Annotated in this window: 16 protein-coding genes and 1 pseudogene; 6 read left to right on the top strand and 11 right to left on the bottom strand. The window is 71.0% G+C overall.

Going from position 1 to position 19,325, the window contains the following annotated elements:
- Positions 1 to 144 precede the first annotated feature (144 nt).
- The 8 genes and pseudogenes from DY023_RS03625 to DY023_RS03595 all read right to left on the bottom strand — a co-directional run bounded on the left by DY023_RS03625 (position 145) and on the right by DY023_RS03595 (position 8,297).
- Positions 145 to 828, bottom strand: coding sequence for a DUF2520 domain-containing protein (locus DY023_RS03625; protein ID WP_116240986.1), 684 nt, complete (start codon positions 826 to 828; stop codon positions 145 to 147).
- Between the two features lie 124 nt (positions 829 to 952).
- Positions 953 to 1,789 (bottom strand): serine hydrolase, encoded by an 837-nt coding sequence (locus tag DY023_RS03620; protein WP_181905710.1) that lies wholly within the window; start codon positions 1,787 to 1,789, stop codon positions 953 to 955.
- The gene (locus tag DY023_RS18195; RefSeq protein ID WP_245958576.1) at positions 1,789 to 2,319 is read right to left on the bottom strand and encodes a hypothetical protein; all 531 of its coding nucleotides are present in this window, start codon (positions 2,317 to 2,319) and stop codon (positions 1,789 to 1,791) included. The genes DY023_RS03620 and DY023_RS18195 overlap by 1 nt, the downstream gene beginning before the upstream one ends.
- A 68-nt stretch (positions 2,320 to 2,387) precedes the next feature.
- A pseudogene (locus tag DY023_RS18190) lies at positions 2,388 to 2,774 on the bottom strand (LD-carboxypeptidase); the annotation flags it as partial.
- A complete protein-coding gene (locus DY023_RS03610) occupies positions 2,771 to 4,417 on the bottom strand; it encodes an ATP-binding cassette domain-containing protein (protein WP_116240985.1) in 1,647 nt (548 codons plus the stop codon). The pseudogene DY023_RS18190 and the gene DY023_RS03610, both read right to left, overlap by 4 nt.
- A gap of 3 nt (positions 4,418 to 4,420) precedes the next feature.
- On the bottom strand, positions 4,421 to 5,338 hold the full coding sequence (locus DY023_RS03605) for an ABC transporter permease (RefSeq protein WP_181905709.1): 918 nt from the start codon (positions 5,336 to 5,338) through the stop codon (positions 4,421 to 4,423).
- Positions 5,335 to 6,375, bottom strand: a complete 1,041-nt coding sequence (locus tag DY023_RS03600) for an ABC transporter permease (protein ID WP_116240984.1) — start codon at positions 6,373 to 6,375, stop codon at positions 5,335 to 5,337. The genes DY023_RS03605 and DY023_RS03600 overlap by 4 nt, the downstream gene beginning before the upstream one ends.
- 68 nt (positions 6,376 to 6,443) lie before the next feature.
- Complete coding sequence (locus DY023_RS03595; RefSeq protein ID WP_116240983.1) at positions 6,444 to 8,297, bottom strand: ABC transporter substrate-binding protein; 1,854 nt, start codon at positions 8,295 to 8,297, stop codon at positions 6,444 to 6,446.
- Between the two features lie 331 nt (positions 8,298 to 8,628).
- Between DY023_RS03595 and DY023_RS03590 the strand changes: the two genes are divergently transcribed.
- Positions 8,629 to 9,714, top strand: a complete 1,086-nt coding sequence (locus DY023_RS03590; RefSeq protein ID WP_116240982.1) for a C39 family peptidase — start codon at positions 8,629 to 8,631, stop codon at positions 9,712 to 9,714.
- Positions 9,715 to 9,724: 10 nt separating this feature from the next.
- On the opposite strand, the gene DY023_RS03585 is transcribed toward DY023_RS03590, so the two are convergent.
- Positions 9,725 to 10,846: a M20/M25/M40 family metallo-hydrolase gene (locus DY023_RS03585; protein WP_245958575.1), complete on the bottom strand. Its 1,122-nt coding sequence runs from the start codon at positions 10,844 to 10,846 to the stop codon at positions 9,725 to 9,727.
- A gap of 114 nt (positions 10,847 to 10,960) precedes the next feature.
- On the opposite strand from DY023_RS03585, the gene DY023_RS03580 reads away from it, so the two are divergent.
- The 5 genes from DY023_RS03580 to DY023_RS03560 are packed head-to-tail and all read left to right on the top strand — an operon-like array spanning position 10,961 to position 16,908.
- A complete protein-coding gene (locus DY023_RS03580) occupies positions 10,961 to 11,725 on the top strand; it encodes a GNAT family N-acetyltransferase (RefSeq protein WP_181905708.1) in 765 nt (254 codons plus the stop codon).
- Positions 11,722 to 12,444 (top strand): MurR/RpiR family transcriptional regulator, encoded by a 723-nt coding sequence (locus tag DY023_RS03575; RefSeq protein WP_245958574.1) that lies wholly within the window; start codon positions 11,722 to 11,724, stop codon positions 12,442 to 12,444. Before DY023_RS03580 ends, DY023_RS03575 begins: the two co-directional genes overlap by 4 nt.
- Complete coding sequence (gene menC, locus DY023_RS03570; protein WP_116240980.1) at positions 12,441 to 13,565, top strand: o-succinylbenzoate synthase; 1,125 nt, start codon at positions 12,441 to 12,443, stop codon at positions 13,563 to 13,565. Before DY023_RS03575 ends, menC begins: the two co-directional genes overlap by 4 nt.
- A complete protein-coding gene (locus DY023_RS18415) occupies positions 13,562 to 15,382 on the top strand; it encodes a membrane dipeptidase (protein ID WP_116240979.1) in 1,821 nt (606 codons plus the stop codon). The genes menC and DY023_RS18415 overlap by 4 nt, the downstream gene beginning before the upstream one ends.
- A complete protein-coding gene (locus DY023_RS03560) occupies positions 15,382 to 16,908 on the top strand; it encodes a serine hydrolase domain-containing protein (RefSeq protein WP_116240978.1) in 1,527 nt (508 codons plus the stop codon). Before DY023_RS18415 ends, DY023_RS03560 begins: the two co-directional genes overlap by 1 nt.
- Before the next feature lie 60 nt (positions 16,909 to 16,968).
- Here the strand turns inward: DY023_RS03560 and DY023_RS03555 are convergent, their stop codons facing one another.
- Together DY023_RS03555 and DY023_RS03550 are read right to left on the bottom strand one after the other, a co-directional pair.
- A complete protein-coding gene (locus DY023_RS03555; RefSeq protein WP_245958573.1) occupies positions 16,969 to 18,654 on the bottom strand; it encodes a PH domain-containing protein in 1,686 nt (561 codons plus the stop codon).
- Positions 18,651 to 19,214 carry a PH domain-containing protein gene (locus tag DY023_RS03550; protein ID WP_116240977.1) on the bottom strand — a complete coding sequence of 188 codons (564 nt, stop codon included), beginning with the start codon at positions 19,212 to 19,214 and terminating at the stop codon, positions 18,651 to 18,653. Before DY023_RS03550 ends, DY023_RS03555 begins: the two co-directional genes overlap by 4 nt.
- Positions 19,215 to 19,325: the final 111 nt, after the last annotated feature.

The following is a 19,325-nucleotide window of genomic DNA, read 5'->3' as shown; positions in this document are numbered from 1 at the left end:
CCCGGCCACAACCCGCAACGAATGAGACCGGAACGGGAGCGCAAGTCGCCCCAACCCCGCTCCGGTCTCAACGGATGCGGGTGCGCCCCGACGCAAACCGCAACGAATGAGACCGGAACGGGAGGCGGCTCGGCCGGTCGAGGGTCAGAGCGGATCGGATGCCTCACGCAGCGCGCGCTCGACGGTGGACTGAACGAGGGCGGAGAGGTAGCCGCCCGGGTTCTCGACGCCGATGCCGCGCAGCAGCGCGGTGGACTGCCCGATGATCGACCGGGAGAACTCGGATGCCGTGGCGATGGCCTCCGCATAGGCGGCGCGATCCTCCTCGGCGACGACGACCGGCTCGCATCCGAGCTCGACGGCCAGTGCCTGCGCGATGGGCAGCACCGCCGCGGGCGCGGTGACCGCGGCGAAGGCCGCCTGCAGCTGCCGCAGGTCGACTGTGGTCCCCGTGAACGAGATCGCGGGATGCACGGCCAGCGGGATCGCCCCGCGCTCGGCGGCGGGGCGGAGCACCTCGATGCCGTAGGCCGGGTCGGTGTGCAGCACGAGCTGGCCGATCTGCCAGCCGCCGACCTCGGCGATCCCGGCGACAAGACCGGGCAGCTGGTCGTGCGGCACGGCCAACACGACCAGCTCGCTGCGCCGCACGATCTCGGTCGCATCGAGCACGGGAGCGCCGGGCAGCACGGCGGCAGCCCGATCGTCGTCGGACCCGGAGGTGATGCCGGTGATCGCGTGCCCGGCTCCGGCGAGCGCGGCGCCGATCACCGGTCCGACGCGTCCCGCGCCGATGATGCCGACTCCGAGCCGTCCGTTTCGCGTCATCCGTCGATGCTACCGATCCGCTTCACTGCTCCGCCTGCCCGTTCTGGTCGCGAAATCGTCGCTCTGCCGCCGCCGAAGCGACGAACTCTGCGCCCCAGGCGTCGGCGTGCCAGTGCGTCACAACTCAGAGCTTCGCATCGGCACGGTCGCGACCTGTGACGTGCGCGCGCAACTGCTCGCCGATCGCGCGCATCGCGTCGATCACCGGGGCGCGCAGGTCGTCCGCGCTCCCCTTCCAGTTCGCGGCGACGGCGTAGGCGACGGTCGCCGCAGGCCCGGAAAGGTGCCCCGTGTCGATCCGCGCGAACGACGTGCTGCCGGTCTTGTGACGCAGCACCATGTCCTGGTACTCCGCCTCCACATGGGCGAGCGGGTCGAGCAGCAGCGCGTCGGCGACCATCGAGGTGTCGGCGTTCGCAGCGAGCCAGGTCAGCACCAGCGCACTCACTTCGGGCGAGATCACCTCGCCCGCCCCGAGCCGGCGCATCACATCGGCGAGCTCCGCGGCGGTGCCGTACGACGGCGTCCACGGCAGATCGGGCGTTCGTTCCGAGCGGATGTAGTCGTGCAGCGCGGTGTCGGCGTAGCCGAGCGCCGGTGCGACTGCCCGCACCTCGTCGAGTCCGCACAGCGCGATCAGCGCGTTGGTCGCGAGGTTGTCGCTGAACGCCCCCACCAGCAGCGCCGCGTCGTAGACGGACACGGTCTGATCCTGCATCCGGTACAGCAGCCCGGAGTCCTCGACGACGTGCTCCACGGGGATCGGCACGATCTGCTCCGCCGACAGGGAGCCGTCAGCCAGCCGTCGCGCGACCTCGATCAGCAGGAAGATCTTGCCGATGCTCGCCGTCTCGCATTGCTGGTCGGGCGTGTGTTCGCCGAGCACTGCGCCGGTCGCGGCGTCCACGACGCGGATCGACCAGGTGACACGCTCGTCGAGCGCGGGCAGTTCGATGGCCATCAGGCTCCCTCTCCGACGACGAGGCGGATGCCGGCATCCCCGGCCTCCAGCTCGCCGTCCACGTTCAGCGGCACGCTCAGCGCGTTCGGGTCGTGACCGAACCCCTGTTCCCAGAGCACCGGCTTGCCGAGGTCGGCGAGGTTCTCCGTCATGAGGGCTCGAACCCCGTCGAGGTCGGCCACCCCGTCGTGCACGGCGCAGTTGTGCCACGACCCGAGCACGATGCCGGATGCGGCGTCGATGCGCCCCGCGCGCAGCAGAGCGAGCAGGAACCCGTCGAGCCGGTAGAGGTCCTCGTCGATGTCCTCGAGGAACAGGATGCCGTCCGGCGCCACGGCCGCCTCGGGCGCACCGAGCGCGCCGGCGAGCAGGGCGAGATTGCCTCCGGTGAACCGGCCGTTCGCCCGTCCGGGAACGAGGACCTCGGCGGCAGGCCCCACCAGAGAGCGACCGCCCCAGGGCTCGAAGAGCCAACGGCGCACGTCGTCGCGGATCGACTCCGAGTCGCGGAACACGTCGTTCCCGGGCATCGGGCAGACAGCGTCGGCACGTCGAGCTGCACGCGGAACGCCTCGTGCAGCGCGGTGATGTCGGATGATCCGGTGAGCAGCTTCGGCCGCCCGTCACGCCGCAGCGCCGCCCCGCGCATCAGATCCCAGTCGATCCCGTCCAGCAGCCGCATCGCGCCGTACCCGCCGCGCACGCACACCACGGCGGCCGTGTCGGGGTCGCGCCACGCGTCGACCAGATCGTCGCGCCGCCCGGCATCCGGCCCCGCGAGGTACTTCGCCCGCGGATGCGGCTGCAGCACATGCTCGCCGACGGTCACCTCGAGGCCCCAGTCGCGGTAGTGCCCGACCGCCCGCTCCAGGCTCTCGGCGTTGCCGAGTCCGGACGGGGTGATGAAGTGCACCCGATCGCCCGGCTGCAGAGGCGCCGAGGTCAGGTAGGCGTGACGATCCACGGCCACGACGGTGCCGCTCATGCCCCGGCCCGCTCGATCGTCGGCGCCGCAGCCAGCAGCCGCCGGGTGTACTCGTGCTGCGGGTCCAGCAGCACCTGCTCGGTGGTGCCGTACTCCACGATCTCGCCCTCGAGCATCACCGCGACGGTGTCGGCGATGTTCCATGCCAGCCCGAGGTCGTGCGTGATCACCAGGGCACTGAGACCGAGGCGATCGCGCAGCGAGAGCAGCAGCGCGAGGATCTCGCCGCGCACAGAAGCGTCCAGCGAGGCCACCGGCTCGTCCGCGACGAGCATCTGCGGACCGAGCGCGAGCGCCCCGGCGATCACGGCCCGCTGACGCTGCCCGCCGGACAGCTCCTGCGGGATCGCGGTCATGAACCGCTCCGGCGGCGTCAGCTCGGCGTCGATCAGGCTCTGCGCGACCCGCTCCGCCTCGTCGCCCGGGTAGCGCTGCACGCGCAGCCCCTCGGCGACGGACTCGTAGATGCTCAGCTTCGGGTTCAGCGCCGCGGTGGGATCCTGCAGCACCATCTGCACCTCGCTGCGGAACGCGCGCAGCGCGCGCCCCTTGCGAGGCAGTTCCTGCCCGCGGAAGCGCACCGTCGACCCGTCATCCGGATGCTGCAGACCCACGAGCGTCCGCGCCAGCGTGCTCTTGCCCGAACCGGACTGACCCACCAGGGCGAGGATCTCGCCGCGGCGCACCTCGAGGTCGACGTTCTTCACGGCCCGCAGGGCCGCGCCGCGGCCGTGGTAGGTGACGTTCAGCCCCTTCGCCTCCAGCAGCACCTCGTCGCTCACGGTGCGCTCGGCCGCGGCGGCCGGCCGCTCGCGGCGCGTCACCGGGTTCAGACGCGACGCCGGATCGCCGATAGTAGGGAACGCGTCGGCCAGTTGCCGGGTGTACGGATGCTCCGGCTCCAGGCACACCCGCAGCGACTCGCCCACCTCGAGGAGCTCGCCGTCGCGCATGACGGCGATCCGATCGCAGGCGGTGGCGAGCACCGACAGGTCGTGGCTGATCATCAGCATCGAGATGCCGCGGTCGGTGACCAGCGCGCTGATCATCTCCAGGATCTGCTTCTGCACGATCACGTCGAGGGCCGTCGTCGGCTCGTCCGCAATGATGATGTCGGGCTCGCAGGCCAGCGCCATCGCGATCATCACGCGCTGCTTCTGGCCGCCGGACATCTCGTGCGGGTACGCGTCGATCTTCTGGGGCGCGAGATCGACGGCGCGCAGCAGCTCTGCCACGCGTGCCTTCCGCTCCTTCTCGGTGCGCCAGGAATCCGTGACGTGCAGCTCGAGCGCCTCGATGATCTGCTGTCCCACGGTGCGCACCGGGTTCAGCGAGTGCATCGCGCCCTGGAAGATGATCGATGCGTCGGCCCATCGGAGCGCGCGCAGCGCGCCGAAGCTGAGTTCGGTGATGTCGGTGTCGCCGACGAGCACGCGGCCGGTCAGCTTCGCGTTGGCCGGCAGCAGTCGCAGCACGCTCATCGCGAGCGTGGACTTGCCCGACCCGGACTCCCCGGCCACGCCGAGGGTTCCGCCGGCGGGCAGCGTCAGCGAGATGTTCCTGACGGCGTGCACCTCGCCGCGGCCCCCGCGTTCCGAAGTGCGATAGGTGATCGAGACGTCGTCGAAGGTCAGATCCGGCATCTCTCAACGGCTCCTCAGGGTCGGGTTGACGATGTTCTCCACGGCACGGCCCACCAGGGTGAAGGCCAGCACCACGAGCACGATCGCGACGCCGGGCACGAGCACGTACCACCAGTAGCCGGCGGTCGCCGCGGAGTACTCCATCGAGTTCTTCAGGACGGAGCCCCAGGACTGCATCGTCGTGTCGCCGAGACCGAGGAACGACAGCGTCGACTCCGCGATGATCGCCGAACCGACGGTGAGCGTGGTGTTGGCGAGCACGAGCGGCAGCACGCCGGGCAGCAGGTGCTTGACGATGATGTGCCAGTGGCCTGCGCCGAGCACCCGGGAGCGCTCGATGTAGTCGCGCGATTCCACCGACAGTGTCTGCGAGCGCACCACGCGCGCAGTGCCCGCCCACGACGTGAGACCGATCGCGATGACGATCGTCCACACGCCGCGCTCCAGCACCGACGACAGCACGATCGCGAGGATCAGCGAGGGGAGCACCAGGAAGAAGTCGATGATGCGCATCAGCAGCCCGCCGGTCCAGCCGGTGAAGTGCCCGGCAGCGATCCCGACGATCGTTCCGATGAGCATCGACACCGCGGTGGCGGCGAAGCCGACGACGAGCGAGACCTGCGCGCCCCACACCATGCGCACCCAGATCTCGCGGCCCAGGTGGTCGGTGCCGAGCGGATGCTCCCACGACGGCGGCGCGAAACGCGGCGCGTCGATCAGCCTGGTGGCGTCCAGCATCCACGCGGGCGCGATGACCGGCGCGAGGATCGCGACGATGATCACGATCGCGAGGAAGATCAGCCCGAACATTCCGGTGCGGCTGCGCGCGAACTGCCGGCAGAAGCCCGCGAAGGCCCTGCGCCGGCGCGACCACGCCATGCTGCGCGGCGAGCGCACGATTGCGGCGGTCTGAGCGCTCATGCGCGCCTCACTCTCGGGTCGAGCCAGCGGTAGACGAAGTCGGCGGCGAGGTTCATCACGATGATGATCGCCGAGAAGACGACGAAGGTGCCCTGCAGCAGCGGCAGGTCGGGGCCCTGGATCGCCTCGAAGGTGAGCTTGCCGAGACCGGGCCAGCTGAACACCGTCTCGACGGTCACCGCGCCCGCGATGAGTCCGCCGAGGTGCATGAACACCAGCGTCACCGCGGGCAACAGGGCGTTCGGCACGGCGTGCCTGCTGCGCACCAGATCGTCGCGCAGGCCCTTCGCCCGTGCGGTGACGAGGTAGTCGGCGGTCTTCTCCTCCATCACGGATGCCCGCATCACCAGCACGTACTGGGCGTACACGACCGCGACCATGGTGATCACGGGCAGCACCATGTGCGAGATCACGTCGAGGATCTGCCCGAGAACGTCATCAGGCGGGTTCGGCGACGTCATCCCGCCGGTGGGGAACCAATGCAGGATGCCGCCGAAGACCATCAGCAGCAGCAGGCCGAGCCAGAAGGTCGGCACCGACCAGAGCACCAGCGAGGTGCCGGTGGTCATCTTGTCGAAGGTGGAGCCGTGCAGCCATCCGGCCTTCTGCCCGAGCCACAGCCCGAGCGCGATCGCGATGATGGCGGCGGTGCCGGTGAGCAGGATCGTGTTCCAGAAGTACTCGCCGATGAGGGAGGACACCGACTGCTTGTACACGTAGCTCTCGCCGAAGTTCAGCGTGAACACGTTGCCGAGATAGGTGAGGAACTGCTGCCAGAGCGGCTGGTCGAGCCCCATCTGGTGGCGCAGCTGCGCCATCTGCTCCGGGGTCATGATGCGGTCCCTGGCGATGGACGCCACGGGATCGCCGGGGAGGATCTTGAAGGCGAAGAATCCCAGCAGGACCACCATCGCCAGGCTGATCAGCGCCCCGCCGATCTTGCTCAGGGCGTACTTCAGCGCGGGGACCCCGCGAGGCGGGGTCGCGCCCTGCTCCTCCAGGATGACGGCCTCTGTGGCCGGCACCGCGTTCGACATCTCTGTCTCCTTCTGCTGTCGCCGAGATGGCGGGGGCCGGTGAGGCCCCCGCCATCCTGGTCAGGGTGTCATTCGACGTCGGCGCTGTTGCGGCGTCGCATCACGAAGAAGATGATGCCGCCGACCACGAGGACGGCGATCACCACACCCGTGACGATCAGGCCGACGTTCGGACCGCCGTCCGCCGCCGCAGCCTCGTCACCGACGGGCGCGACCGTCAGGTAACCCCAGTAGCCGGACTGGTTCGCGATGATGCCGTCCTTCTTCGGCATCAGCGAGAAGTCCTGGAATCGGTCGGAGCGGTACGCCTCCAGGCCGTTGGCGTACCAGATCGCGATCTGCGGGGTGGCGGTGTAGTTCATCTGGAGCATCTCGCGCACGATCGCCTCACGCTTGCTCTCGTCGAGTTCGGTGTGCTGCTCCTCGTAGAGCTTGTCGAACTCGGGATCGCACCAGCCGTCCTGCGAGGTGCCGCCGGTGCCGTCGGTCGCGGTCGCGAGTCCGGAGCAGGTGTTGATGCCCAGCTGGTAGTCGGGGTCAGCGCCCTGGCTCCACCCGGTGAAGTACATGTCGTAGTTGCCCTTGGTGGTCTCAGCCGAGATCGTGTCGGTGTCGGTGGACTCCACCTTGATCGAGATGCCGATCTCCTTCATCCACGGCACGAAGAACTCCGCCGAGGCCTGATCGGTGGTGCTGGACGAGTCGACGTACAGACGCAGTTCGAGCTTCTTGCCGTCCTTCACACGGATTCCGTCGGCCCCTGCGACCCAGCCGGCTTCGTCGAGCTTCTGCTTCGCCGCTTCGGGATCGAACTCCATGATCACCTCGTCGTCGGCGGGCAGCGTCCACTTCGGGTACGAGGCGGGGATGAAGCTGGTGGCCTCGACGCCGTAGCCGCCGAGCACCTTGTCGAGCAGCGTCTTGGTGTCGGTGCCGAGGCGGATCGCCTGGCGGACGGCCTCCTCCTGCAGCGCCGGGTTGCCGTTGCCGTAGGGGGTGCCGTCCTGGGTCTTGGCGCCGCTGTTGATGCCGATCGCCGAATAGCGGCGTCCCTGACCGGAGTGCGTGGTGATGCCCTCCACACCCTCGAGCGCCTCGAACTGGGTCGCGGTGAGACCGGTGACCATGTCGACGTCTCCGGAGCGCAGCGCCTGCACTTGGGCGTCACTGTTCGTGTAGTAGATGTACTGGATCTTGTCGATCTTCGGGGCGCCGCGCCAGAACTCCTTGTTGGCCTTCAGGACGATCGACTGATTCGCCTTGTAGCTCTCCAGCAGGAAGGGCCCGGAGCCGACGACATCCTTGTCGTTCGCGTACTCGGCGGGGTTGTCGATCTTCTCCCACACGTGCTTGGGCACGATCGGGATCTCGACGCCGGGGTTCGGTGCCTGCGGGTCCTTCATGTTCAGCACGACGGTCTTGTCGTCCGGCGTCTCGATCGAGTCGAGGTTGGCGAGCAGACCGCCGTTGGCCACGCCGAGAGCGGGGTCGTCGATCATCGACTGGTACGTGTAGGCCACGTCGGCCGAGGTGATCGGCTCGCCGTCGGACCACTTCAGGCCGTCCTGCAGCGTGAAGGTCCAGACCTTGCCGCCGTCGGTCACGTCCCACTTGTCGGCGAGGCCCTTGGTGGGCGAGCCGTCCTCCTGGGAGTTCTGCACGAGGAACTCGTACGTGTACCGCAGCGTGTTGGTGGGGAGCAGGTAGATCGAGGTGAACGGGTTGAACGAGTCCACGAAGCCCGAGGTCGCCACCCGCAGCGTCTTCGCATCGGACTTGCCGGACGGCGGGGCGGAGGAGTCGGCGGCATGGATGCCGGTGGGGGCGGCGGCGTTCGCGACCGTGGCGGGAGCGACGACCAGCGCGGCGGCCGCCGCCACGCACAAGGCGCGGACCAGGTATTTACTGTGACGAGTTCGCATCAGGGTCCTTCTTTCGGTGCGGAGCCGTGGGGAGGCGGCCCCCTGGGGATTCAGTTATAGAACCGCACGCCAGGCGCTCTGGTCAACAGATTCGTACCAGATCGTTGCCATCGAAGGGACGATCGCGACGTCTTCCTCGACTTTTCGCGAACAGGGTTTCGGCGGCTGCATTGACGCGCCTACAGCCTACGACACCGGTCCTGCTCTGGGAAACAGGCTGTGGAGGAAACGAGTCCGGACGATCTCCGCGGTCGACGCAGCCTTGACAGCGCCCCGATGGGCGGCCGATGATCCGTTACAGATCATCGGTCCTAACATTTCGGGAGCCACCGTGCCGACTCCGACCTCGTCCACCCTGTCGATCACGGCGCCGCGCTGGCGCACCCGGCTCGTGCGCGCCGATCCGGCGAACGGCTGGGAGGGGAGCAGGTGGACCTCCGGCGTGCTGGAGCCCGGCTTCTCCGCGGACCAGGCGATCGCGTCGTGGAACGCGGATGCCGGGGTCGCGGCGCACGTCGAGATCCGTGCACGCGGTACCGACGCTACCTGGTCGGAGTGGCTGCCCGTCGCCGAGTGGGGCGAGCCGGGCGAGCGCCGCAGTCCGGCGGGCGCTGCGGATGCCTCATCCCGCCGCGTGTTCGTGGACACCGACGTGCTGAAGGCACCGCCGGAGCATCCGTTCGACGCCGCACAGCTGCGCATCACCCTCGACGGGCGACCCGACGGCCCGACGCCGCTGCACCTCGCGGCGGTCAGCTTCACCGCCCCGGCGGACTCCGCGCCGCTGCCCGACGACGGATCCCCTGCGGGCGTCGTGGGTGCGGCGGCCGCGCTGCGGCCGCTCTCGCAGCGCGCCTATCCCGCCCGCGACGACCTCGGCGGCGGACCGGTGTGGTGCTCGCCCACCTCGCTGACGATGGTGCTCACCGCCTGGGGCGCCGACCTGCCGGAGTCACCGGCGGATGCCCCGGACGGCGCCGACCCGCACGTGCCCTGGGTCGCACGCGCCGTGTACGACACCGTGTACACGGGAACCGGCAACTGGTCGTTCAACACCGCGCTCGCCGGCAGCCTCGGCTTCGACGCGGTCGTGACCCGGCTGCCGTCACTGCGCGACGCCCGCATTCTCACCGACGCCGGCATCCCGGTGATCTCGTCGATCCGGTTCACCGATCGCGCCGAGCTGCCGGGCGCCGACTACGAGGCTCCGACCGGCCACCTCGTCGTGATCCGCGGCTTCACCCCCGACGGCGACGTGCTGGTCGCCGACCCGGCCAGCCCCGGCGGCTCCGCGGGCCTGCGCATCTATCCCCGCGCCGCCTTCGACACCGCCTGGTCGCGCAGCCGGCGCACGGTCTACCTGGTGGTCCCTCGGGGGCACGCACTGCCGGAGTCCCCTGGCGATGGGGCCTGGTAGGCGCGACCGGTCAGCCGAGGTCCGCGAGCACGGCCTCGAGCAGGTCGATGCGCTCCGTCAGCGACGACAGCGAGGCGTGCTCGGTCACGGCGTGCGCACCGCCGCCGCGCGGGCCGAAGCCGTCGATCGTCGGGATGCCGAGGCTGCCCAGCAGGTTGGCGTCGCCCGCGCCGTCGGCGGGGCGTCCGCCGACGGCCTGACCGATCCGCGCGCCCGCGGCTGCGACCAGCGCGAGCAGCCCCTCGTCGGCGTCGGATCGGCTCCAGGCGGGACGGCGGCTGCGCACGATCGTCTCGACCACGGCGCCCTCGCGCACCGGCGTGAGCGCGTGCAGCGCGCCGAGCACGCGGTCCTCGGTGGCGCCGTCGACGAAGCGCAGGCCGATCTCGGCCTCGGCCTCGGCCGGCACGACGTTCGCCCGGCCGCCGCCCGAGATCGTGCCGACGTTGCAGAGCACCTCGGAACCCAGGGCCGGGTCATTCACGATGCCCCGGATCGCCACGAGCTGGTCGACGAGCTCGTCGATGGCCGAGATCCCGGCCTCTGGATCGAGCGCGGCGTGCGCGGCGCGCCCGCGCACCCGCACGCACAGCCGGGTGCTGCCGCGCCGGCCCACCTTCATCGCCCCGTCGGGATGCGGCGACTCGAAGCCGATCGCACCGGCGACCCCGGCGGCGCACTCCCGCAGCAGACCCTGCGACGTCGGGGAGCCGATCTCCTCGTCGCAGACCAGCACCGCGCGCACGGCGCGGTGCGGCCGGTCGCGCAGGCGTTCGATCGCGGCGATCATCACGACCAGCCCGCTCTTCATGTCGTAGACCCCCGGTCCGCGCACGACGTCGCCGTCCAGGGCCCAGGGCACGGTGCCGTCCAGGGTGCCCCGCGGCCAGACGGTGTCGGTGTGCCCGACCAGCAGCAGCGGGTCGCCCGCCCCGTCGACCTCGGCGACCAGATGCGGCCCGGCATCCGACTCGACCAGACGCACCCGCGCACCGGCATCCGCCCACCATCCGGCGAGGACGCCGGCCATCTCCCGGGCGGCGTCGCGGTCGGACGAGGGCGACTCGATCTCGACCAGCCGCCGCAGTCTGGACAGCACGCGGTCCGCTTCGACCGTCGCGGATTCCCTCACGACTGCACCCCCTTCGCGTGCTGTTATGAAACATATCGGATGATTGATTCCCCCGCGATCCTCCGATATCTTCGACCTTCGGAACGGGCATCAGCGGAATATAGGATACGTATCATGCACGACGCAACGCAGCGACGGTACCACTGCGCGACGCTGCGCAGTCATGCGGAGCTGCACGCGGCCGCCGAACTGTACGCCCGCGTCTTCGACTACGACACCCCGGATCTGCACCTGAACACCAACCTGTTGAGCGCCCTGGTGCGCAACGGCGGCTCGGCGATCGGAGCGCACACCGAGGACGGCGAGCTGGTCGGTTTCGCCTACGGTTTCGCCGGGCGCGACCGCGCCGGCGACGAGTTCCACTACTCGCAGGCGGCGGTGGTCGATCCCGCGCACCAGGGCGCCGGCGTCGGCCGGCTGCTCAAGTACGCCCAGCGCGACGTCGCCCTGGGCTGGGGGCAGCGCCGGATGCGCTGGACGTTCGACCCCTCGCTCGCCCGCAACGCGCACTTCAACTTCAGCACGCTCGGCGCCGAGGGCATCGGCTACGAGGAGGACTACTACGGCCGCCCGGACACCGACCGGATCGTGGTCGAGTGGGCTCTGGACCGCACCGCGGACCCCTACGCCGGCGAGCGCGCGCTGCAGCCCCCGGCGTTCGGGCCGGAGGACTGGGGACGACCGTCATCGGCCGGCGACGGCGCCGTGTGGCTGCCGGTGCCCGCGCGGCCCGACCGGAACGGAGCCGTCTGCGGCACCGTGCGCGCCGCGCTGCGCGACATCGTCACAGAAGGTCGCGTGCTCGTCGCGTGCACGAGAATCGACGACAGGACCGCCGCGCACCTCGCGGTGCGCCGCCTCGATGAGGAGGAAGAGTGAGCGTGAACATGCCCGTTCCACCGGCGACGGACGACGAGGACGCCCACGACCGGACGCTCGTCTCACCCGGCGAGCGCTACGGCGAGCGCATCCGCACGAACGTGTCGGCGGAGGCCCTGCAGGCGCGCGTGATCGAGGCGGAGACCCGCTCGCTGGCGCAGACCTTCGACGAGCTCTCGCGCACCGGCGATGTGCCCCGCGCAGCCACGCTGATCCTGGGCGCCCGGCGCCGGTACATCGGCGGGCAGGGCAAGGCCGCGGCCTACGCCGAACTGCTCGGGGCCGACCTCTCGGCGACCCTCTCGAACGTGTTCCTCGTGGACGGGCGGGCGCTGACCCCGCTCACCGTGCTCACCGACGTGCGAGCCAGCGACGTGCTCGTGGTGTTCTCCATGCGTCGCTACCGGGAGGACACCGTGCGCTTCGGTGAGCTGTTCCGCGAGGCCGGCGGCCAGCTGCTCGTCATCACCGACAGCGCGGACGCGCCCCTGGCATCCATCGCCTCGGCACTCATCCGTGTGCACACCGGCTCAGCGTCCTATGCCGACTCCCCCACGTCGGTCGCCGCCGTCTGCCACCTGCTGTCCACGCTCACCACGGCGAGCGCCAAGGGCGCGCGCCGCAGGCTGGCCGTGCGCGACCGTTTCGGCAGCGATCTCAGTCTGTACCACCCCGGGCCGCTCACCGGACCGGTCGCGGGAGCGGAGCGGCAGGGATGAGGATCGAACGGCTGCGCCTGTTCGAGGTGTCGCTTCCGCTCGTGCACGGCTTCCAGACCAGCTCGCACCGCAAGACAGGGCTGGACCACATCCTGATCGAGGCCACAGACGCCGAGGGCCTGGTCGGCTGGGGCGAGATCGCCTCCCCCGCGGATCCGTTCTACGGCTCGGAGACCACCGAGACGGCGTGGACGATCGCCCTGCGCCATCTGGTGCCCGCCGCCCTCGGCACCGAGTGGGACGCCCCGGAGGAGTTCGAGGCGGGCTGGCGGCGGGTGCGCGGCCACGAGTTCGCGAAGGCCGGCTTCTCGGCCGCGGGCTGGGATCTGCACGCCCGCGCCCGCAGAGTCTCGCTCGCGCAGGACCTCGGCGGCACCCGCGCCGAGGTCGTCGCGGGGGTGTCGCTCGGCATCGAGCCGACCATCGACGACCTGCTCGCCCAGGTGCAACGGCAGTGCGACGCCGGCTACGACCGGGTCAAGCTGAAGATCGCGCCCGGCTGGGATGTCGAGCCCGTGCGCGCCGTGCGCGCCGCGCATCCGCAGCTCGACCTGCACGTCGACGCGAACGGCGCGTACCCCGACGACGACGACTCGGCGGCGGTGTTCCGTGCGCTCGACGACGCGGAGCTGACGATGATCGAGCAGCCGTTCGCCCCGCGCGACTTCGTCGCCCATGCCCGGCTGCAGAAGAGCATCCGCACGCCGATCTGCCTCGACGAGTCGGTGGTCGACCTGGGCGACCTGCGCACGATGCTGGCGCTCGATGCCGGCCGCATCCTGAACATCAAGGTGTCGCGGATGGGCGGGCTGTCGGTCGCGCGCGCAGCGCACGACCTGGCGGCGGATGCCGGCGTGCCGGTGTGGTGCGGCGGAATGCACGAGTTCGGGGTGGGACGCGCGGCCAACGTGGCGATCTCGTCGCTGCCGAACTTCACCCTGCCCTCGGACGTGTCAGGCTCGGACAAGTACTTCGCCCGCGACGTGGTCACCCCCGCGATCTCGGCGCACGAGGGGCGGGTTCCCGTTCCGACGACGCCCGGCATCGGCTTCGAGGTCGACCTCGACTGGGTGCTGCAGAACACCACGCGCAGCTTCGACACGGACAGGAGCGACGGATGATCCCCGTCATCGACGGCCACAACGACCTCGCCTGGGCACGACGCGAGAACCACGGCTACACGGTCACCGGTCTGGACGGCGTGGTGCCCGAGCTGCACACCGACCTGCCCCGGCTCGCCGCGGGCGGTGTCGGCGGGCAGTTCTGGTCGGTGTGGGTGGATCCCGAGCTGACCGGAGCCGAGCAGGTCACGGCGACGCTCGAGCAGATCGACTTCGTACAGCGCTTCATCGCGGCGTACCCCGACCGCCTCGCCGCCGCTCGGACCGCCGCCGACGTCCGGGCGGCGATGACCGAGGGCCGCATCGCCTCGCTGATCGGCGTCGAGGGCGGCGCCCAGATCGACGGGTCGCTCGCGGTGCTGCGGCAGTACGCCCGCCTCGGCGCACGGTATATGACCCTGACCTGGTCGCGCACGATCGACTGGGCGGACTCCGCGACCGACGAGCCACGGCATGGCGGGCTGACCGACTTCGGCCGCGACGTCGTGCGCGAGATGAACCGGATCGGCATGCTGGTCGACCTGTCGCACGTTGCGTCGACGACGATGCGCGACGCCCTCGCGGTGAGCACCCGCCCGGTCGTGGTGTCGCACTCCTGCGCTCTGGCGCTGTGCGATCACCCCCGGAACGTGCCCGACGACGTGCTGGCCGCGATCGGCGCGCAGGGCGGTGTCGTGATGGTCGCGTTCGTGCCCTCGTTCGTCTCGCAGGCCCGGCGCGAGTGGGTGCTCGCGGGCGAGCACGGCGAGCCGCCGTCCGTCGGAATCGCGGATGTCGCGGATCACATCGAGCACATCCGCGACGTGGCCGGTGTGCAGGCGGTCGGCCTCGGCGCCGACTACGACGGCACCGGATCGATGCCCGGCGGCCTGGAGGACGTCTCCCGCTACCAGGATCTGCTCGAGGAGCTGCGTGGGCGCGGCTGGTCGCCACAGGACCTCGAGGCTGTCGCGCACGGCAACGTGCTGCGCGTGCTGGAGGCGTCGGATGCCGACCACGCGGCGTTCCTGGCCGGCACGGCCGGCGAGCCGCTGTCAGTGGCGCCGGCCGTCGATCTCACGCAGCGCGCCGCGGAGCGTGCACCGCGGGCGCTGGTCGTGGTGAACGCCGAGCCCTCGGGACCACGCCGTCTCGGCCGCTGGCTCGAGGAGGAAGGCGTGGTCGTGGACGCCGTGCTCGGCTCCGACGGCCTGCCCGCAGACCTCGACGGATACGACGGGCTGGTGATGCTCGGCGGCGGGCTCATGCCGGATGACGACGACCGCGCGCCCTGGCTGGCGCAGGAGCGCGTGCTCGCGCGGCAGGCGATCGAAGCCGACCTGCCGACGCTCGGCATCTGCCTGGGCGGCCAGCTGCTCGCCCATGTCGCCGGCGGTGAGGTGCGCGCCTCGTTCGGGCCGAAGGAGCGCGGCGCCACGCTGATCACCCCGTCGCCGCACGGCGCGGAGGACGCCCTGCTGTCCGCGCTCGAGGACGCCGCGCACATGATCGAGAACCACCAGGACATGATCACCGCGCTCCCGCCCGACGCCGTGCTGCTGGCCTCGAGCGGAGCCGTCGAGAACCAGGCCTTCCGGCTGGGCGCGCACGTGCGCGGCCTGCAGTTCCACCCCGAGGTGGGCGCCGAGGACCTTGAGCGCTGGCAGGAGCCGACCACGCGGGCCGAGGGCGACCGCCCGGTTGCGGAGCTGCTCGCCGAGGCCCGCGCCGTGGACGAGGTCAACACCCGCGCGAGCCGGGCGATGGCCGCGGCGTTCGCGGCCGAGGTGCGCGCGGCGGCCCATGCGCGCACGGCGGGCGGGGCGGCGAGCACTTGATGTCGGCGGGCATCGCGACCGAGCATCTCGCAGCACAGGCGTGCGAGGCCATGGCCGAGAGGCTGGATGCGGCGACGCTGCGGCGCTCACCGGCATCCATCGCCGCGGTGACCTGCCGCGGCGAGGTGGTCGCCGTGCGCACGCACGGCGAGCCGCGTCGCGACGGCGCGCCGACCACCCCCGGCACCGTGTTCCGGATCGCATCGATGTCGAAGAGCTTCCTCGCCGCCACTGCGCTCTCGCTGCGCGACGAGGGTCTGCTCGACCTGTACGCGCCGATCGAAAACTACGTTCCCGAGGCCGCCGCAGCACGGTTCGACGGCCGATCGGCCCGCATCACGATCGACATGCTGCTGAGCAATCGTTCGGGTCTCGCGGAAGACAATCCGTGGGGCGACGAGCACCTCGGCGAGTCGCGGGAGTCCATCGGAGCGCTCGTCGGCGAAGGACTCACGCTGTCCGCCGCGCCCGCGACCGAGTACCAGTACTCCAACGTCGGGCAGTCGCTGGTCGGCCGCGCGATCGAGGCGGTCACCGGACGCCCGGTCGAGGACGTGATCAGGGAGCGGATGCTGGATCCTCTCGGACTCGCCGACACCCGGGCATCCGCCGGCCTCTACCCCGCCGGAGCCGATCTCGCACACGGCTTCCGCACCTTCGACGACGGTGAGTCCTTCGCACCGGAGCCCTACGTCGGCACCGGCGCGCTGGGCTGCATCGGCAGCCTGTTCAGCACCGTCTCCGACATCGCCGCCTGGATGGAGTTCCTCGGCTCGGCCTTCGACGCGGATGCCGGTGACGGCGTGCTCTCCGCCGCCTCGCGGCGCGAGCTGCAGACCGCGCACACACTGATCGCCCCCGCCCTCAGCCAGTTCACGGATCGGGAGCTCGACGGCGCGGGCTACGGCTACGGGCTCGTCGTCGAGCACGACCGCCGCTTCGGACGCATCGTGCAGCACGCCGGCGGCCTGCCCGGGTTCTCATCGCACATGCGATGGCACCCGGCCACCGGGATCGGCGTGGTGGTGTTCGGCAACTCCGACCAGTTCGGCGCCGGCGGCATCGCGGGCGCCGTGCTGCACGACGTGCTGGGACGGATCGATGCACCGGCCGCCGTCGTGCGCCCCTGGCCGCAGACCGTGGCCGCCGCCCGCCGTGTCGACGAGCTGCTGCGCGCCGGGCGGACCGACGCCTGGGACGAGATGGGTCCGCTCGCCCGCAACGTGCTCCGCGACGTGCCCGGCGCGGTGCGCACCCGGCGGCTGCTCGCGGCGCTCGATGAGACGGGCGAGCCTGTGGCGGATGCCCCGTCGTTCGAGACGCGCGTGATCTCGGCGACGGACGCTTCCGCGCTTCGCTGGACCGTGCCGTGCCGGACCGGCGTCCTGGTGTGCGACGTGCGGATGATGGGGCTGCACACCCCTGTCGTGCAGTCGATCGACGTGCAGGTCGCCGGAAGCACCGGCCGCAAGCCCCGGGACGAGTCACCCAGGGTCACCGACCACCACCGGGTGGTGCTGGGCTGAGCGAGCGAACCCCGACGGGTCGTTGAGCGAGCGTCCTTCGTGACGAAGGGCGTCGCTCCGTCAGCCCGCGCTCTCCGCCCAGCGGTGCGAGGTGTCGCGGGAGGCCGCCGCCACGGCCGCCCGAGCGACCTCGTCCACGAGCCGCATGGTGTCGTCGCGCTCGAGGCCGGACAGGCGTCCGGAGACCGGACCGGTGACCGAGTGCACCTGGGCGCCGCCGACGCGCTGCGCGCGGGCGATCGGCCCCTGGTTGATCGCGATCCCCTGCATCCGTGCCAGCGGGAAGACCGCGAGCTTGCGCCACAGCACGCCGCGACGCAGCATCAGCGCGAAGTCGCTGACCGCGTAGCCCTGACGCTTCCAGCTGAACGGGTGCGTCCACCGGGCACGGCGCGCCGTGGTGCGGTACGGGTCGCCGGCGACGGGACCGAGCACGCCGTGCTCCCAGATCAGCGGGATGGTCGACGCCGGAGCATCCGGCAGAACCAGCCCGAGCACCCGCTCGACATCGGCACGCTTGCCGACCGGCAGCACGATGTTGAACTGCTGCGCGGTGCTCGACTGCTGCGCCGAGGCGCTCTTGCCCGACATCCGGTTGATGCGCACCGACCACCAGCCGAACGGCCGCCACAGCAGCGGCTGCACGACCTCGACGGCGAAGATGCGACCGGGCGGCAGGGTCTCGGTCACCGTCGTCAGCAGACCGAAGGTGAGGCGGATGCCGTTCTCGGTCGGGGCTATCGAGTAGCGGAGCGAGCGCGAGATCTGCGCCCATGCGATGCCGACCGCGGCGATGATCATCGGGATCCCGATGCCGAGACCGATGCCGAGCACCACCGTGCCGCGGAGCACCTCGCCGTCGGCGACCGACGAGATCACGACCGCGGCCATCGCGACCAGGAACATGAGGCCGAAGAACGCCAGCCAGACGATGCCGTTGATCACGTGCGAGCCGACCAGGCGCCCGGTCGGGATCTTCACGACGCTCTCGGGTGCGACATCCGCGAGGTCGACGCCCGCGATCAGGTCGGTCACGCCGGAGTTCACCGACGAGGCGATCTGCTGTCGCATCGTTCCGGGTGCCGCAGCAGCGGCGGGCGCCGCGCCCGCGACTGTGGCGAGCCGCGCCGATCGTGCACCGGATGCCAGGCGCAGGATGTCCGCCCGCACCGACTCCGCCTTCGCCGTGGCCAGGTACTCCAGCTCGACGTTCGCGTCGGTGCCGGCGCCGACGACCTCGACCTTGGCCAGGCCGATCAGGCGCGCGATGAACGGCCTGGTGAGGTTCACGCCCTGCACGCGGTCCAGCGGCGCGCGCCGCTGGGAGCGGAACACGATGCCCTTGCGCACCTCGACGTGCGATCCGGTGATGCGGAACTGGTGGAAGCGCCAGATCACCCAGAACACGACGATAACGACGATGAGCACGGCCAGCACGGCCAGCAGCGCGACGAAGGCGAGGCCGTTCGCGAACACCCAGTCGACCGGGTCGCCGTCGGGCATGTCGCCGACGGCCTCCTCCGGGGCGAAGATGCCGACCAGCCACGCGATCACACGGTCGCGCATGTTCGAGATGACCAGGCCGGCGGCGATGATGAGCACCAGCCCGCCCTTGAGCAGCGGGGTGAGCGGATGCATCCGGTGCCACTCGCCGTCGGCGAGAGTGGAGGAGCCGCCGTCCGGGAGCAGGGGCGGAGCGGGCTGAGACGCGGGACCCTGAGCGGGCGGCGGGACGGGTGCGCTCACAGTCCGGTCCGGCGGGTCTCGGCGACCTGGATGAGCGTGTCGCGCAAGGCTTCGGCCGCGGGCTGGTTCAGCCCCGGGATCTGCACGCCGGTCGTCGCCGCCGCGGTCACCATCTTCAGCTGGGCCACGCCGAAGGCGCGGTCCAGCGGGCCGTGCGTGATGTCGACGAGCTGCAGGCGGCCGTAGGGCACGGCGACCATGCGCTGCCACAGGATGCCGCGCCGGAACACGATGTCGTCGGAGCGCAGCATGTAGCCGATCGCCTTCGCCTGCCGCGGCAGGATGACCATCGTCACCAGTGTGATCACGATGAGGAAGCCGGCAGGGATCCAGGCCCAGGTCTGCTCGAATCCGAACGAGAGCACCGCCGCTGCGGCCGCGAGCAGCACGATGAACAGCGTGTTCTGCACCATCTGCGAGGTGACGTAACGCTGCGAGATCTGATGCCAGGTGCCGTCCAGGGCGAGCGCGCCCTCGGAGCGCGGCGTGCGCAGGGCCTCGTAGTTGCCCTCATCGAGCACGGCCGGCTCCGAGACCGGATTGGCCGGAGCGGCGGACACCGCAGGGGCTCCGACCGGCGTCGGGGGCACGACCGTCGCGGGCGCAGGGGGCGCCACGGGAGCGCCCGGCGCCGGCGGGACGGGCGCGGATGCCGGCGGAGCCGGCGGCGC

The sequence above is a fragment of the Microbacterium bovistercoris genome, assembly GCF_003387575.1.
GTDB lineage: Bacteria > Actinomycetota > Actinomycetes > Actinomycetales > Microbacteriaceae > Microbacterium > Microbacterium bovistercoris.
The sequence above is the reverse complement of the archived record's forward strand: the minus strand, read 5'-3'. Positions and strand labels throughout refer to the sequence as shown.

Coding starts and splice junctions, on each gene's coding strand:
- DY023_RS03625 (WP_116240986.1), bottom strand. CDS start 828: ATGACGCGAAACGGACGGCTCGGAGTCGGCATCATCGGCGCGGGACGC.
- DY023_RS03620 (WP_181905710.1), bottom strand. CDS start 1,789: ATGGCCATCGAACTGCCCGCGCTCGACGAGCGTGTCACCTGGTCGATC.
- DY023_RS18195 (WP_245958576.1), bottom strand. CDS start 2,319: ATGCCCGGGAACGACGTGTTCCGCGACTCGGAGTCGATCCGCGACGAC.
- DY023_RS03610 (WP_116240985.1), bottom strand. CDS start 4,417: ATGCCGGATCTGACCTTCGACGACGTCTCGATCACCTATCGCACTTCG.
- DY023_RS03605 (WP_181905709.1), bottom strand. CDS start 5,338: ATGAGCGCTCAGACCGCCGCAATCGTGCGCTCGCCGCGCAGCATGGCG.
- DY023_RS03600 (WP_116240984.1), bottom strand. CDS start 6,375: ATGTCGAACGCGGTGCCGGCCACAGAGGCCGTCATCCTGGAGGAGCAG.
- DY023_RS03595 (WP_116240983.1), bottom strand. CDS start 8,297: ATGCGAACTCGTCACAGTAAATACCTGGTCCGCGCCTTGTGCGTGGCG.
- DY023_RS03580 (WP_181905708.1), top strand. CDS start 10,961: ATGCACGACGCAACGCAGCGACGGTACCACTGCGCGACGCTGCGCAGT.
- menC (WP_116240980.1), top strand. CDS start 12,441: ATGAGGATCGAACGGCTGCGCCTGTTCGAGGTGTCGCTTCCGCTCGTG.
- DY023_RS18415 (WP_116240979.1), top strand. CDS start 13,562: ATGATCCCCGTCATCGACGGCCACAACGACCTCGCCTGGGCACGACGC.
- DY023_RS03560 (WP_116240978.1), top strand. CDS start 15,382: ATGTCGGCGGGCATCGCGACCGAGCATCTCGCAGCACAGGCGTGCGAG.